Source organism: Streptomyces sp. NPDC007095 (assembly GCF_040634475.1).
GTDB lineage: Bacteria > Actinomycetota > Actinomycetes > Streptomycetales > Streptomycetaceae > Streptomyces.
In genome coordinates, this window is sequence record NZ_JBEYFS010000002.1 from 24,087 (window position 1) to 37,903 (window position 13,817).

At 69.9% G+C, this 13,817-nt stretch carries 12 protein-coding genes and 1 pseudogene; 5 read left to right on the forward strand and 8 right to left on the reverse strand.

The annotated features are described in order from the left end of the window. Positions 1–303: 303 nt before the first annotated feature. Positions 304–697, forward strand: a pseudogene (locus ABZ656_RS01360) (IS200/IS605 family accessory protein TnpB-related protein); the annotation flags it as partial. Positions 698–920: 223 nt separating this feature from the next. Beyond that, entirely contained in the window at positions 921–1,337 is a 417-nt protein-coding gene (locus ABZ656_RS01365; protein ID WP_101405344.1) for a nuclear transport factor 2 family protein, read from the forward strand. A gap of 13 nt (positions 1,338–1,350) precedes the next feature. On the opposite strand, the gene ABZ656_RS01370 is transcribed toward ABZ656_RS01365, so the two are convergent. Together ABZ656_RS01370 and ABZ656_RS01375 are read right to left on the reverse strand one after the other, a co-directional pair. Then, positions 1,351–1,743 (reverse strand): VOC family protein, encoded by a 393-nt coding sequence (locus tag ABZ656_RS01370; protein WP_360263352.1) that lies wholly within the window; start codon positions 1,741–1,743, stop codon positions 1,351–1,353. Between the two features lie 4 nt (positions 1,744–1,747). Beyond that, positions 1,748–2,260: a DinB family protein gene (locus tag ABZ656_RS01375; RefSeq protein ID WP_101405343.1), complete on the reverse strand. Its 513-nt coding sequence runs from the start codon at positions 2,258–2,260 to the stop codon at positions 1,748–1,750. Positions 2,261–2,369: 109 nt separating this feature from the next. On the opposite strand from ABZ656_RS01375, the gene ABZ656_RS01380 reads away from it, so the two are divergent. Both ABZ656_RS01380 and ABZ656_RS01385 read left to right on the forward strand, forming a co-directional pair. Beyond that, on the forward strand, positions 2,370–3,440 hold the full coding sequence (locus tag ABZ656_RS01380) for an alpha-hydroxy acid oxidase (RefSeq protein WP_101405342.1): 1,071 nt from the start codon (positions 2,370–2,372) through the stop codon (positions 3,438–3,440). Positions 3,441–3,601: 161 nt separating this feature from the next. Continuing rightward, a complete protein-coding gene (locus tag ABZ656_RS01385) occupies positions 3,602–4,300 on the forward strand; it encodes a DUF4232 domain-containing protein (RefSeq protein ID WP_101405341.1) in 699 nt (232 codons plus the stop codon). A gap of 93 nt (positions 4,301–4,393) precedes the next feature. Here ABZ656_RS01385 and ABZ656_RS01390 read toward each other — a convergent pair whose 3' ends face one another. After that, positions 4,394–4,537 (reverse strand): hypothetical protein, encoded by a 144-nt coding sequence (locus tag ABZ656_RS01390; RefSeq protein ID WP_360263357.1) that lies wholly within the window; start codon positions 4,535–4,537, stop codon positions 4,394–4,396. A 290-nt stretch (positions 4,538–4,827) separates the two neighbouring features. Between ABZ656_RS01390 and ABZ656_RS01395 the strand changes: the two genes are divergently transcribed. Next, a complete protein-coding gene (locus tag ABZ656_RS01395) occupies positions 4,828–7,806 on the forward strand; it encodes a beta-galactosidase (RefSeq protein WP_360263360.1) in 2,979 nt (992 codons plus the stop codon). A 173-nt stretch (positions 7,807–7,979) separates the two neighbouring features. Here the strand turns inward: ABZ656_RS01395 and ABZ656_RS01400 are convergent, their stop codons facing one another. From ABZ656_RS01400 to ABZ656_RS01420, 5 genes are all read right to left on the reverse strand, one after another. Beyond that, positions 7,980–9,497, reverse strand: coding sequence for an alpha-N-arabinofuranosidase (locus ABZ656_RS01400; protein WP_360263363.1), 1,518 nt, complete (start codon positions 9,495–9,497; stop codon positions 7,980–7,982). A gap of 66 nt (positions 9,498–9,563) precedes the next feature. After that, entirely contained in the window at positions 9,564–10,532 is a 969-nt protein-coding gene (locus ABZ656_RS01405; RefSeq protein WP_360263366.1) for an arabinan endo-1,5-alpha-L-arabinosidase, read from the reverse strand. Positions 10,533–10,553: 21 nt separating this feature from the next. Then, complete coding sequence (locus tag ABZ656_RS01410; protein ID WP_054233582.1) at positions 10,554–11,411, reverse strand: carbohydrate ABC transporter permease; 858 nt, start codon at positions 11,409–11,411, stop codon at positions 10,554–10,556. Next, positions 11,408–12,358 carry a sugar ABC transporter permease gene (locus ABZ656_RS01415; RefSeq protein ID WP_101405338.1) on the reverse strand — a complete coding sequence of 317 codons (951 nt, stop codon included), beginning with the start codon at positions 12,356–12,358 and terminating at the stop codon, positions 11,408–11,410. Before ABZ656_RS01415 ends, ABZ656_RS01410 begins: the two co-directional genes overlap by 4 nt. Further along, positions 12,355–13,743: an extracellular solute-binding protein gene (locus tag ABZ656_RS01420; RefSeq protein WP_360263370.1), complete on the reverse strand. Its 1,389-nt coding sequence runs from the start codon at positions 13,741–13,743 to the stop codon at positions 12,355–12,357. The genes ABZ656_RS01415 and ABZ656_RS01420 overlap by 4 nt, the downstream gene beginning before the upstream one ends. Positions 13,744–13,817 lie beyond the last annotated feature (74 nt).

Below are 13,817 nucleotides of genomic sequence, written 5' to 3' on the forward strand. Positions count from 1 at the left end.
AACAACGCTCACCGCGGAGGTACGGGGAAGACCACCCGTAGTCGTTGGACTCTCCTGTCCTGCCGGAACATGAGCCAGGCGAGGTCCGGGGGCAGGGGCTGACGGCGCCGACGGGGTTTGGAACTGCTGCCTGTGTGCTGCGTGCAGGTGCGTTTTGGTGAGGGGGACTGAGTGCGGGGTTCTTCCTGGTGGTGCGTGCTGGGCTCTTTGCGGGGGGAACGGGGATTCTTGTGTCGAACGGGTGACCTTTGAGGGTGGTGGTCGCTGGGTGCGGTGACGGGGTCTTGGGGATGGGGGTGGCGGATGGGCGGGTTGCGGGAGGTGGCGGCGTCCTTCGTGGTACCCGGTCCGTCGGGGGTCGCCGTCCGGGACCGGCTGCGGGTGTCCGAGCGGGACGCGGCGGTGCCGGCCGAGGTGGGTGTGTTTCTGGGGTTCGCTGGCCGCTGGTGATCTCGCGGTCCGGTCCCGGCAGGGGCCGGCACATGATGCGGGCTCGCGGGCACAGCGCAAGCGGGAGTTGACCGGGGCGTGTTCGGCGCGTTGGGCGGGGAGTATCACCAAGGCGACGCATGACCAGTGGGCGCTGGCGCGGCGCGGGCAGGCGGCCCATATGGCGTGGCTGCGGGGGCAGATTACGCGGATCGAGTCGCGGCTGGCGCGTCCGTTGAGTGCGAAGGCGGACAAGCGGGCCGGGCTGGTGGCGACGCCGGCGACGATCCAGGGGACGAATCCGCGCAGATAACCCATGAAAGTTCCTCGGCGAAATGGAATGGACGGCTACGGAGATGTGCTGTTCCGAAGCCACCCGGTGACCCGACACCGACCAGATGCACGGCAAGCGCGAAAGTCCGAACCCGGAAGTGTGACGCCCGTCACGCCTCCATGCCGCACGCGACCGTACGCACACGGAAGGCCCCGCCATGACTCTCGCCACCGAAGACCGCCTGGCCATAGCCGAGTTGGTCTCCCTGCACGGCCACCTCTTCGACGACGGACGTCTCGACGAACTGACGGAACTGTTCACCGAGGACGTCGTCTACGACGTGTCAGCCTTCGGACAGGGCGAGTTGGTCGGGATCGAGGCGATCCGGGACGCGGCCCTCGCCCTCGGCGCCGGGAACGCCGTCGCCCATCACGTCACCAACATCGTCATCACCGGCGACCTCGGGGACGGCCGTGCGCGGGTGCGGTCCAAAGGACTGGGGGTGATGGCGGACGGCCGGTGCGGATCGGTGACGTACGAGGACGTCGTGGTGCGGCGTGACGGGGGATGGCGCATCGCGCGGCGGAGGGTGGAGGCGCGGCGGGTGCCGTTGAACGGGGTGACGGGCGCGTAGCGCTATCGCGCGCTCAGCCCAACTCCCCGCGCTCCACGCAGAATTCGTTGCCCTCGGGGTCGGTGAGGGTGACCCAGCCGCCGCCGTCCGGGCGGGTGTGGTCGGCGATCTGGCGGGCGCCGAGGGAGAGGGCGCGGGCGACCTCCTGGGCGCGGGTGCGGCCCTGCGGCTGAAGGGCGAAGTGGATGCGGTTCTTGGCCGACTTGCCCTCGGGGACGCGCACGAAAAGCAGCATCGGGCCGCCGGACGGGTCGCGCAGCACCGCCTCCGGGTCGCCCGGCTTGTCGTCCTCGTCCAGCGGACGGCCGAGCAACTCGCTCCAGAACAGACCGAGATCGTACGGATCACCGGTGCAGTCGAACGTGAGGGTGCGGATGGTCGGGTTCAGCCCCGCCGACTCGCCCATGGCTTCAGGCTCCCTTCTCGCCGTCGACCAGTTCCCGGACGATGTCCAGGTGGCCGTTGTGCCGAGCGGTCTCCTCGATCAGGTGGAGCACGATCCAGCGTAGGTCCATGTACCGGCCGTCGCGGAACGGACGTTTGGCCCTGGTGTCCAGGTCGTGCTCGGCGACCAGGAGACGGTACCGGGCGCTCTGCTCCTCGTACTCGTCGAGGAGTCGGGGCAACGGCACATCGACGGCGATCCGCATCTCCGGATCGGGATCCTCCTCCGTCGCGGCCGCGATCGGCCCGTCGTCCTCCTCGCCGAGGAACATCACGTGGAACCAGTAGTGCTCGACCCAGCGCAGGTGGCTGATCAGCCCGCACAGCGTCATCAGCGGGGATCCGGGGAGCGGGGCCTGCCGCGCGCCCTCCGGTGAGACTCCCTCGCACTTGGCGCGGGCGGTGGCACGGGCGTAGTCGAGGAAGGTGGTCAGCTGGGTGCGCTCGTCCCACGCGGGGGGCGTATCGGTTCGCGTCATAGGGGTGCAGCATCACCGTCCCGGCCCTCGGTGTCGAGCGAATTAGACCGCCGAGGCGGGTGCCTGGGGCACCCTTGCTTCGTCGTACCGTACGACGAAGGGATGTCAGGTGACAGACATCGGTCGCTGGATGGACGGTCTTCAGGAGCGCGCCGCCGAGGTGCTGCCGGAGGACGTCTACGCGTACTTCCGGCGCGGCTCCGGTCGCGGCATGAGTGTCGCGGAGGCGACCTCGGCCTGGGACCAGTTCCGCTTCCGGGCACGGCTGTTGCGGGACGTCTCGACGTGTGACGCCTCTACGACCGTACTGGGCACGCCCGTTCGTACACCCGTACTCGTCGCGCCCAGCACCCTGCAGCGCAAGGCCCACCCGGACGGGGAGGCCGCCACCGCGCGGGGCGTCGCGGCGGCGGGATCGCTGCTGGCGGTGACCTCGAACACCGCGGTGCCGTTCGCGGACCTGGTGCCGAGCGGGGCCCCGTGGTGGGTGCAGGTGTATGTGGCCAGGGATCCCATACTGACGATCGAGGCGCTGGAGCGGGCCCTCGCCGCCGGGGCGCGGGCGGTCGTACTGACCGCCGACACGCCGGTCAACGGGTCACGGGGCAAACGTGGGCCGCAGGTCGACGATTTCATCGGACCGGAGGACCTGTACGGCAACGTCACCGGGATTCCCTCGCCCGAGGCGGCCGAGCGCGCACCCGATCTGACCCTCGACGTCATCGGCTGGCTGCGCGAACGGGCCCGCGGCCTCCCCATCGTCGTCAAGGGCGTGCTGCGCGGCGACGACGCGCGGGAACTGGTGGCCGCGGGGGCGTCCGGCCTCATCGTCTCGAACCACGGCGGGCGGCAGCTGGACGGGCTGGTGCCCACCGCCTGGGCCCTGCCGGAGGTCGTCGACGCGGTGGCGGGCACGGGAGCCGAGGTCTACGCCGACGGCGGGCTGCGCCGCGGCACCCACATCCTCGCCGCCCTCGCCCTCGGCGCTCGCGCCGTGTTCATCGGCCGGCCCGTCCTGTGGGCGCTGACCGTCCGCGGCGCCGCCGGTGTGACCCGCCTGATCGACGACCTCACCGACGAACTCGTCGAGGCGATGAGCCTGACCGGCACACCGAGCGTGCTCGAACTGACCCGCGACCTCCTGTGGGCGGCCCCCCATTCACCGCCGCACAGGCCCTGAATCGGCGAGTCGGTCGGACTGTCCCGAAATGCACAGTGGGACCTGCTGTGTCACCGTCATGTCACAGACAGCCCGGCAGGTGAACCCCGGACACCGACGACGCGCTCTGAAGCGACGAGTGCCGGTGAGAGACCGGCGCCTGAACCACTTCGGGGGACTTCATGTACGGCATCGGTATCCGCAGAGTCGCGACGGCCATGGTGACCGCTTCGGCGGCCACCCTGCTCATGACCGCGTGTCAGCCGGGCGGGAGCCCGGCGGGGGCGGGCTCTTCGCCGTCGGGCGCTCCGGTCAAGCCGGCGGCGTCCACTTCCACCTCCGGCCCCACTTCCCCCTCCACGCCCTCCGCCCCCGCCACATCCGCCACATCCGCCACGTCCGGCTCCCCGACGCACGCCGCGACGCCGTCCACCGGTGCGAAGGCCTGCGGCCTGTCGGATCTCAAGGCGTCCATGTACCAGGCCGCGGTGCGGCCGGACGGTACCGGGACCGGCGCGGCGATCGTCGAGTTCACCAACGTGTCCGGCAAGGCGTGCACGGTCCAGGGGTATCCGACCGTGGCGGGAGCGGGCAACGGTTCCCCCGAGAAGAACCGTCCGCTCAAGGTGACCACGACCGGGGGCGCGTCCACGGTGAAGGTCGCGCCGGGCGGGAAGGCGTGGACGAAGCTGACGTTCGTGCAGGTCCAGGGTGAGGCCGACGGCTACTGCAAGTCCGGAGCCACGCCCGCGAGCTACCCGACGCTGGTGGTGGGTGTCCCGGGTGCCGGGGCGCACCAGGTCGCGCTGACGGACGGTGTCATCGCCGAGTGCGACGACAAGGTGACGGTCACCGCCCTCTCGGCGGCCAAGCCCTCCTGACCCACCCGCCCCGCCCGTTCTTCAGGCCGCCACCGGCTGCCGGTCCTGCGCCACCGGCTCCTGCGTCTTCTCCCTCCGGTACGCGCGGATCGATTACGTCAGGGCCCCGGCCCACAGCGCGTACAGGAGGGCGTAGACGAGGGCGCCGACGGTCCCCGACGCGCCGACCCGGTCGCTCTTCAGGAGCGTACGGACGTTGGTGACGATGATGACGCCGCCGACCGCTGAGCCCAGCACGCGCGGCGGCACCAGGCGGACCAGCCAGGCGGCGACGGGCGCGGCGACCAGGCCGCCCAGGAGGAAGGCGAGGACCCAGGTCCAGTTCAGCCCCTGGGAGCCGTGCCCCTCCCCGTACCGCCTGTACCGCCCGTACCGCCCGTACCGGCCGTACCGCGTAATCCGCCCGCGCCGGGATCCTCATACGACCCTGGTGGGGCGCACCGCTGTGGACAATGGCCGCACCCTCCCCCAAGTTCTCGGCTTCGCTCGAACAGGGGGACCCCATCGCTGTCCCCGAAAGGCCCCGCATGGTGTTGAGCAGACGTACCTTCAGCGCACTCGCCGGCACCACCGCGCTCGGCCTCACGCTCAGCGGGAGCGACGGCGCATTCGCCCGCGCGACCGCCCCCACCGGCCCGGCACCGGAGCCGCCCGGCGCGGACGGCACTCGCCACACCGTGGGCTTCGACAAGTACTCGATGCTGGTCGACGGCAGGCGGGTCGTCCTGTGGTCCGGCGAGGTCCACCCCTTCCGGCTGCCGAGCCCCTCCCTCTGGCGGGACGTCCTGGAGAAGCTGCGCGCCCACGGCTACAACACCATCAGCGTCTACGTCTCCTGGAACTACCACTCCCCCGCGCCCGGACAGTACGACTTCACCGGCGTCCGCGACCTCGACCTGTTCCTGCGCACGGCCGCCGAGTCCGGCCTGTACGTGATCCTGCGGCCCGGCCCGTACATCAACGCCGAGGTCGACGCGGGCGGCTTCCCCGGCTGGCTGACCGCCACCCGGGGCACCGCCCGCACCTCCGACCCGACCTATCTGTCGTACGTGGACGAGTGGCTGACCGCCGTGAACCGGATCGCGGCCCGGCACCTCTACACCCACGGCGGCGGCACGATCGTCCTCTACCAGCTGGAGAACGAGTACGCGAACAACGTCACCAGCCCCCGCGGGCTCGACTACATGGCCCATCTCTACACCAAGGTCCGCGCCGACGGCATCGACGTGCCGCTCTTCCACAACGACAAGGGGCGCAACGGGTACTGGGCGCCGGGAACGTTCGACACGGGCGGTGAGAGCGGCCGCTATCTGTACGGCTTCGACGGCTATCCCTCGCCCTTCGCGCCGCCGCCCGACTGGGGCTACTACGGCACCGGCGGCACGAAGGGCGGCTCGACGGCGAGTCCCGAAACCCCAGGGCTGCTGGCCGAGTTCGGGGGCGGCTGGTTCGACCCGTGGGGCGGGGTGGAGTTCGGCGGCAAGGGGTACACGGAGTCGGCGCGAACGCGTGACGCGGCGTACGAGCGGCGTTTCTACCTCACCAACCTCGCCAACGGCATCAAGATCCACAACGTCTACATGACGTTCGGGGGCACCTCCTGGGGCTGGCTGCCCGCGCCGGTCGTCTACACCTCGTACGACTACGGGGCGGCTCTCGACGAGGCCCGCAGGCCCACCCCGAAGCTGGTCCCGATGCACCAGCTCGGGCAGCTCCTGCACTCCGTGCCCGACCTCGCCAAGCTGGACCGGGCACCCGACGTCCAGGTCGGCTCGCGTGGCGGCGCGTCGGGGGCGGACGCCGGGATCACGGCATACCACCTGGTCAACCCGGACACCGAGGCGCACTTCCACATCCTGCGCAACGACCGGACCGACGACGTCCTCGCCGCCGTCCCCCTCGCCGGGGTGAGCGTTCCGGTACCGGTCCCCGGCCTCGACGCCCGGCTGCTCGCCACCGGTCTCCCGCTCGGGCGGCGGACGCTGAGGTACTCCAGCGCCCAGCCGATGCTGTGGCTCACCGCCGGACGGCAGGACATCGCCGTTTTCACGGGGCGGAAGGGGGAGCCGACACAGACGGCCGTCGAATGCCCGAGCGAGCCCACGGTCACCGTGCTGGAGGGAAAGGCCGACCACACGTACAGGTCCGGCGCGCTGCGCGTCGACGCCGAACTCAGTGGTCTGACCAGGGTGTTGGTGGAGGACGGCGGCACAAAAGCCCCCCTCCTCCTGCTGCTCGCCGACGACGAGACGTCCGTACGGCTGTGGCGCTACGACACACCGTCGGGGCCCGTGCTCGCATACGGCCCGGCGCTCCTGCGCACCGCCGCCCTGCGTGACATGACCGTCCATCTCACGGGGGACACGGTCGAGGCGGCCGATCTGGAGGTGTGGGGACCGCGCGGGATGAGTGAAGTGGTGTGGAACCAGATCACGTTGAAGGCACGGGCGACCACCTCCGGGAGTCTGCGGGCCGAGCAGCGGTTGCCGGGGGTCGCGGCCGTCCACCTTCCCGAACTGGGCGACTGGCGCTGCCACGCCGAGAACCCCGAGTCGGCGGCCGAGTTCGACGACTCCGCCTGGAAGGTCGCGGACAGGACCTCCTCGTACAGCACCACCCCCGTACCGGCCGGGCAGCCCGTCCTCTTCGCCGACGACTACGGCTTCCACTACGGAGACGTCTGGTACCGGGGGCGCTTCACGGACGTGGGCGCCGCCGAGTCGGTGTCCCTCTCGTACGTCACGGGCACACAGGGGCTGCTGATGGCGTGGCTGGACGGGAAGCCGCTGGGCACGCACCGGATGCCGGTGCCGGACAAGTCGACGGTCCGGCAGGGCACTTGGTCGGGGACGGCCACCTTCCCCGTGCGGTACGCGAACGGACCGCATGTCCTCTCCGTCCTCGTCCGCCGGATGCAGCACGACGAGGACGGCGCGGCGAAGGACACGCACAAGGCCGCGCGAGGCCTCACGGCGGTGACGTTCGCGGGGGCGAGCCCGGCCGTCACCTGGCGGATCCAGGGCCAGGCGGCGCCCGACCCGGTGCGGGGACCGCTCAACCACGGCGGGCTGTACGGGGAACGGCAGGGCTGGCATCTGCCGGAGTTCGCCGACGGCGGCTGGAAGGTCGTGGACTTCCCGCGGGCGGCGCGCGGGCAGGGAGTCGCCTGGTACCGCACCGGGTTCCGGCTCGCCATCGACCCGGGCGTGGACGCCTCGATCGGGCTCACCCTCACCGACGACCCGGCCCGCGCCTACCGCGTCCAGATCTTCCTGAACGGCTGGAACATGGGCCAGTACATCAACGACGTCGGCCCCCAGCACACCTTCGTCCTGCCCAACGGTGTCCTGCGCACCCGGGGCGCCAACACCCTGGCCCTCGCCGTACTGTCCGACGGCACCACCCCGGCCGGTCCGGGCGAGGTGAAACTGACGCTGATGGGCAGCGCGGCCGGAGGGGTACCGGTGACACCGGTGGACTCCCCCGGCCGCGCGCACGCCCTCTAGGCCCTGTCGTCAAATTCCCGTCTGCCCCGCGACGCCATGCACGCACTCTCACCGCACCAGGCACAGACCCAAGTACGTCCAGTACGAGGGCCTGTGCCCGGCACGCCGAGAGCACGCACCTGACGCCGCAGGGCCCGCCCTCCGGGCGGACGGCGGGAATTTGACGACAGGACCTAGGACAGATCCCGGCTCAGCCGGATCACGTTCCAGGACAGCGGCTCCAGGACGGCGGTCAGGGTGCCGTCGTCCTGGAGGGTGGTGCCCTCGACGGGGTGCGGGGTGACCCGTTCCTGGTCCTGAAGGGTGTTGCGGGCGTCGGGGTCGGCGTCGGCGATCGCGGTGTGCTCGACGACCGCCGTCAACCCCATCCGGTTCAGGGCGACTTCCAGCGGCAGCGGCTCGGTCTGGCTGCGATTGACCGCGAAGACGGTGACGGAACCGTCGTCGGCGCGCACGGCGGTGGCGTGCAGCAGGTCGACCTCGCCGTACTTCTTCGTCTCGTGCGTCGGCGACACCGCGCGGACGTCGAGGACCTCCCCGCGCCCGTACTTCGCGGCCTGCGCGAACGGGAAGAACGTCGTCTGCCGCCAGGCCGCGCCGCCCGGCTCCGTCATGATCGGCGCGATGACGTTGACGAGCTGGGCGAGACAGGCGACGGTCACCCGGTCCGCGTGCCGCAGCAGCGCGATCAGCAGGGAGCCGAAGACGACCGCGTCCGTGACGGTGTAGACGTCCTCCAGGATGCGCGGGGCCTCCTGCCAGTCCTCGACCGGATGCGGGTTCGGCCGGCTCTGGTACCAGACGTTCCACTCGTCGAAGGAGAGGTTGATCTTCTTCTTGGACTTCAGCCGGGCGCCCACGTGGTCGCAGGTCGCCACCACGTTCTCGATGAAGGACTCGGTGTCGACGGCGGAGGCGAGGAAGGAGTCGCGGTCGCCGTCGGTCTCCTCGTAGTAGGCGTGCAGGGAGATGTAGTCGACGAGGTCGTACGTCTCCGCCAGCACCGTCGCCTCCCATGCGGCGAACGTGTCCATGCTCTGTCCCGACGATCCGCACGCGACGAGTTCGAGGTCCGGCTCGATCTGGCGCATCGCGCGGGCGGTCTCGGCGGCGAGACGGCCGTACTCCTCCGCCGTCTTGTGGCCGGTCTGCCAGGGCCCGTCCATCTCGTTGCCCAGACACCACAGGCCGATGCCGAACGGCTCCTTGTCGCCGTGCGCCACCCGCAGGTCCGAACGGGCCGTCCCGCCCGGGTGGTTGGCGTACTCCTGGAGCTCCAGGGCCTCGGCGACCCCGCGCGTGCCGAGGTTGATCGCCATCATCGGCTCGGCCTGAGGACCGATCTTCTTCAGGAACGCGATGTACTCGGACAGGCCGAAGCGGTTGGTCTCGGTGGAGCGCCAGGCGAGGTCGAGGCGGCGGGGCCGTTCCTCCGCGGGGCCCACCCCGTCCTCCCAGTTGTAGGCGGAGACGAAGTTGCCGCCGGGGTAGCGGATGGTGGTGACGCCCAGTTCGCGGACCAGTTCCAGTACGTCGGCGCGGAGGCCTTCGGCGTCGGCGGTGGGGTGGCCGGGTTCGTAGATGCCGGTGTAGACGCAGCGGCCGAGGTGTTCGACGAAGGAGCCGAAGAGGCGGGGGTTGACCTCGCCGATGGTGAAGGCGGGGTCGAGGGCGAAGCGGGCGGTACGCATGTTTTCCTTTCGGGGGTTCGGATTTGGCTGCGGGTTCGGGGGCTGGTCGCGCAGTTCCCCGCGCCCCTAGCCCAAACTTGGCCAGCCGTCTTTGGTCCAGCTGAGCCTGTTCAGCCCCAGCTTGGGCGTGCCCGAGTCATCGGCGTCGTAGTAGTGGTACGCCAGCCAGTCCTGGCCTCGGTCGTGGAAGACCGACTCGCCTCCGGTGCCGATGTACCTGCCGTGTCCGGCCAGGAACAGGTCGCCGCCGCCCTCCAGCATCGGCTTGCCCGTACTGTCCACGTAGGGGCCGGTCACCGACGCCGATCTGCCCACCCGGATCTTGTAGGTGGAGTTCACGCCCGCGCAGCAGGCGTCGTAGGAGGCGAAGAGGTAGTAGTAGCGGCCGTGTTCGACGATGTACGGCCCCTCTACCGCGTACGGGGCGTCCGGGCGGGTGGCCAGGTGCTCCACGGGCGTGTCTGCGATCGCCTTGCCGGTGCTCGGGTCCAGTTCGACCATGCGGATGCCCGTCCAGTACGAGCCGAACGCCATCCACAGTTTGCCGTCGGCCCGGATCACCGCCGGGTCGATGGCGTTCCAGGCGTCGGTGGTCCCCGAGGTGAACGCGGCTCCGTGGTCGGTCCAGGTGCCGGGCATGCCCGTCTTCGACGTGGCCACGCCTATCGCGGAGTGGTTGGTGCCCCAGGAGGAGACGGCGTAGTAGAGCCAGTACCGGCCGTCGCGATAGGAGAGGTCGGGGGCCCAGGGGTCGCCGGTGGAGTTGTAGTCGTACCACCAGGCCGGGGGCGTGGTGAAGGCGTTGCCCGCGTCGTCCCAGTGGCGGAGGTCGGTGGAGAGGCGGGCGCCGATGACGCCGCCGGTGGAGTAGGCGACGTAGCGGCCGTTCTTGAGGTGGATGACCGTGGGGTCGTGGATGATCTGCTGGCCGGTGAGCGGGAGGGGGTCGGGGTAGGTGACGTCGGCCGACGCGGTGGACGGGAGCAGGGCGATGGTGGCCGCGGCGAGCAGCGCGGCGAGTCTGAAGCGCTTCAACTCACATTCTCCTCATGGCTGTTACTGGCCGGCCAGACCTGTGTGGGCCACGCCCCGCACGATCTGGCTCTGGAAGAAGACGAACACGACGATCAGCGGGAGTCCCGCGATCAGGCCGCCCGCCATGAGCTGTGGCCAGACGATGCCGAAGGCGTTCTGCACGGTGGCGATGCCGTTCGGCATGGTCATCAGGTCGGGGTTGTTGGTCACCATGTAGGGCCACAGGAAGTTGTTCCACGAGGCGATGAAGGTGAAGATCCCGACGGCCGACAGCGAGGGCTTCGAGAGCGGCAGGACGAGGGTGAAGAAGATCCGCCAGCGGCCCGCGCCGTCGATGAACGCCGCCTCCTCCAGCTCGCGGGGCAGCGACTGGAAGAACTTGTAGAGGATGTAGACCATCGCGGCGGGGGCGCACTGCGGCAGGATCATGCCCCAGTAGGTGTCGACCATGCCGAGCGACTGCACGGTGGTAAAGAGCGGGACGCCGAGGATCGCCGGGGAGAACATCAGGCCCGCCATCGTCACGGCCATCAGGACGGACTTGCCGCGGAACTCGGTGCGGGCGAAGCCGTATCCGGCGAGGGAGGCGACCAGCAGCACGATGAAGGTGACGCAGACCGACACGACCAGCGAGTTCACGAACCAGTTGGGGATGTTGCCGGCCTCGAAGACCTTCCGCCAGGAGTCGAGGGTGAAGTCCTTGGGGATCCAGTGCGGCGAGGCCACCGATTCGGCCGGGGTCTTGAGCGACGTGGACAGGGCCCACGCCAGCGGCGCCATCCAGATCACGGACAGGGCGAGGGCGACGACCGTCAGGGCGATCTGCGCGGGCGTCCAGGTGCTGCGGGGCTTACGGAGGGTGGGAGACGGCGTGGTCATCGGGAGATGCCCTCCTCTCGGCTGCGGAGCAGCCACATCCGCCCGAGGGCGACGGCGGCGATGATGAGGAACAGGACGAAGGAGATCGCGGAGGCGTAGCCCACGCGGTAGCTCGTGAAGCCCTGTTCGAGGGTGTACTGGACGAAGGTGCGGGTCGATTCCTCCGGTCCCGGGCCGAACTGGTACATGACCACCGCCTGGTCGAAGACCTGGAGCGAGGCCAGGATCTGCAGCGCGATGACGAGGCCGGTGATGTTGCGCAGGTTCGGCACGGTGATGTGGAGCATGCGCTGGAAGGCGTTCGCGCCGTCCAGCTCGGCCGCCTCGTAGAGGTGCTGGGGGATGTTCTGCAGGGCGGCGAGGAAGAGGAGGAAGGAGAACCCGACCGTCCACCACAGGGTCGCGACGACGACGGCGAGCAGGGCCGTGGACTTCTGGGTGAGCCAGGGCGTGGTGAGGCCGAGGACGTGGTTGACCATGCCGTTGGTGGGCTGGAACAGCCACCACCACAGGTTGCCGATGACGGCGGAGGGCAGCAGGAACGGTGCGAAGAAACACAGCCGCCACAGCCACTTGAAGTGCACGGTGTGGTGGGCGATCAGCGCCATCAGCAGGGCCACGACGACGATGCACGGGACGACGTACAGGGTGAACTGGACGCTGTGCCACAGCGAGTTCCACACCAGGTCGTCCTTGAGGGCCTCGCGGTAGTTGGCGAGGCCGACGAAGTTGGTGTGGTCACCGGAGATGTTGGCGTCGGTGAAGCTGAGGTAGAGGCCGCGGACCACCGGCAGCAGCACGAAGAGCCCGTACAGGACGAAGAACGGGGCGACGAACCAGCCGCCGTGCTGGAAGCGGCGGCTCCAGCGCAGTCGGGCGGAGTCGGCGGCGGCGGTCGCGCGGGGGCGCAGGGTGGTGGCGGCGACCGTGCTCGTGGCGCTGCTCATGCGCCTGCTCCCTTCAGTTCCTGGGCGGCCGTCCTGCCGTCCATGGGGTTCTTCATGGCGAGCAGTTGCTCCAGGACGGACTTCATACGGCGGGCCGCCGCGGCCGGCTTCGCGGAGCCGAGGTTGGAGGAGGCGACGACCGGGCCGACGCGCTGTGCGAGGACACCGGTGGAACCGGCGAACCAGATGTGCGGTTCGGTGGCCGGGTGCTCCATGGCGGGCCTGGAGTACTCGCTTTGCGGGCTGAGTTTGAGGTAGGCGGGGTCCTTGAAGGTGGGCAGATAGGCGGGGACATGGCCGCCGATGGCCCAGGTGGTGGCGTGGGTGACCATGTAGGCGGCGAGCCGGTAGGCGCCCTCGTCGGCGGCGCCGCCGCGGCCCGACTGGTGGGGCAGGATGAAGGAGTGCGACTCGGCGTGGGTGGCCGGTTTCCCGAAGACCGGGGGCAGCGGCTGGGCGCCGAAGTCGAGCTTCTCGCCGTTGAAGTACGGCACCGACCAGTTGCCCTCCCAGGTGAACGGCGACCCGGCGAGGAACGCCTCGCCGTCGGCCTCGCCGACGGTGACGTAGCCGTCGGTCACGTGCTTGCGGAAGAACTCCAGGACCTCGGTGGCCTTGTCGGTGTCGAAGGTGACGTCGGTCTGGTCGTCGTTGAAGTAGTCGCCGCCGAGCTGCTGGTAGAAGGCGACGAAGAACCACCAGGCGAAGTTCTGGTCGTTGGCGTGCAGTCCGAGGGTCTGCTGCCCGTTCTTCAGCTGCTTCTTGGCCGCCTTGAGGATGCTGAACCACTCGTCGGTGGACGTGGCGGCCGGCAGCCGGCCGTCGGCGTCGAGCAGCCCGGCCTTCTTGCAGACGTCCTTGCGGTAGAAGCAGAGCTGCACGTGGATGTCGAGGGGCAGGGCGTAGAGCTTGCCGCCGACGATGCCACGCTTCCACAGCACGGGGTTGAAGTCGGCCTCCCGCACGCCGTACTTGGCCAGGAGGTCGATGTCCCAGGGGTCCAGGAGGCGGCCGGGCGCGAACCCGGGGACGCGGCCCTGGTGCATGACGGCGAGGTCCGGCGCGCGGTTGCCGGCCGCGGCCATGGCGAGCTTGGTGTAGTAGGGGCCGCCCCAGGTCAGGGTGGAGTCCTTGACCGCGATGTCCGGATGTTCCTTGCGGAAGGCGTCCACCATCGCGACCTGGTTGGTGCCGTCGCCGCCCTGGAAGAGGTTCCAGTAGCGGACCCGGGTACGCGCGCTGGAGGCGAGCGCGTCCGCGCCGGTGCCGAGCGCGGCGAAGCCGAGGCTGCCGGCGACGGTCAGGCCGCCCAGTGCGGCCAAAACGTTCCTGCGGTTCAGGTTTCCACGGTTCGGATACCCGTCGTTCAGGTCAGGTCGTCCCATGCCCTGCCCTCACTGTTCGAGATTCGCTGTTCGAAATTTCGGTGATCGCTCGTAACTTCGAACGGGACCGTAGA

Coding starts and splice junctions, on each gene's coding strand:
- ABZ656_RS01365 (WP_101405344.1), top strand. CDS start 921: ATGACTCTCGCCACCGAAGACCGCCTGGCCATAGCCGAGTTGGTCTCC.
- ABZ656_RS01370 (WP_360263352.1), bottom strand. CDS start 1,743: ATGGGCGAGTCGGCGGGGCTGAACCCGACCATCCGCACCCTCACGTTC.
- ABZ656_RS01375 (WP_101405343.1), bottom strand. CDS start 2,260: ATGACGCGAACCGATACGCCCCCCGCGTGGGACGAGCGCACCCAGCTG.
- ABZ656_RS01385 (WP_101405341.1), top strand. CDS start 3,602: ATGTACGGCATCGGTATCCGCAGAGTCGCGACGGCCATGGTGACCGCT.
- ABZ656_RS01395 (WP_360263360.1), top strand. CDS start 4,828: ATGGTGTTGAGCAGACGTACCTTCAGCGCACTCGCCGGCACCACCGCG.
- ABZ656_RS01400 (WP_360263363.1), bottom strand. CDS start 9,497: ATGCGTACCGCCCGCTTCGCCCTCGACCCCGCCTTCACCATCGGCGAG.
- ABZ656_RS01410 (WP_054233582.1), bottom strand. CDS start 11,411: ATGACCACGCCGTCTCCCACCCTCCGTAAGCCCCGCAGCACCTGGACG.
- ABZ656_RS01415 (WP_101405338.1), bottom strand. CDS start 12,358: ATGAGCAGCGCCACGAGCACGGTCGCCGCCACCACCCTGCGCCCCCGC.
- ABZ656_RS01420 (WP_360263370.1), bottom strand. CDS start 13,743: ATGGGACGACCTGACCTGAACGACGGGTATCCGAACCGTGGAAACCTG.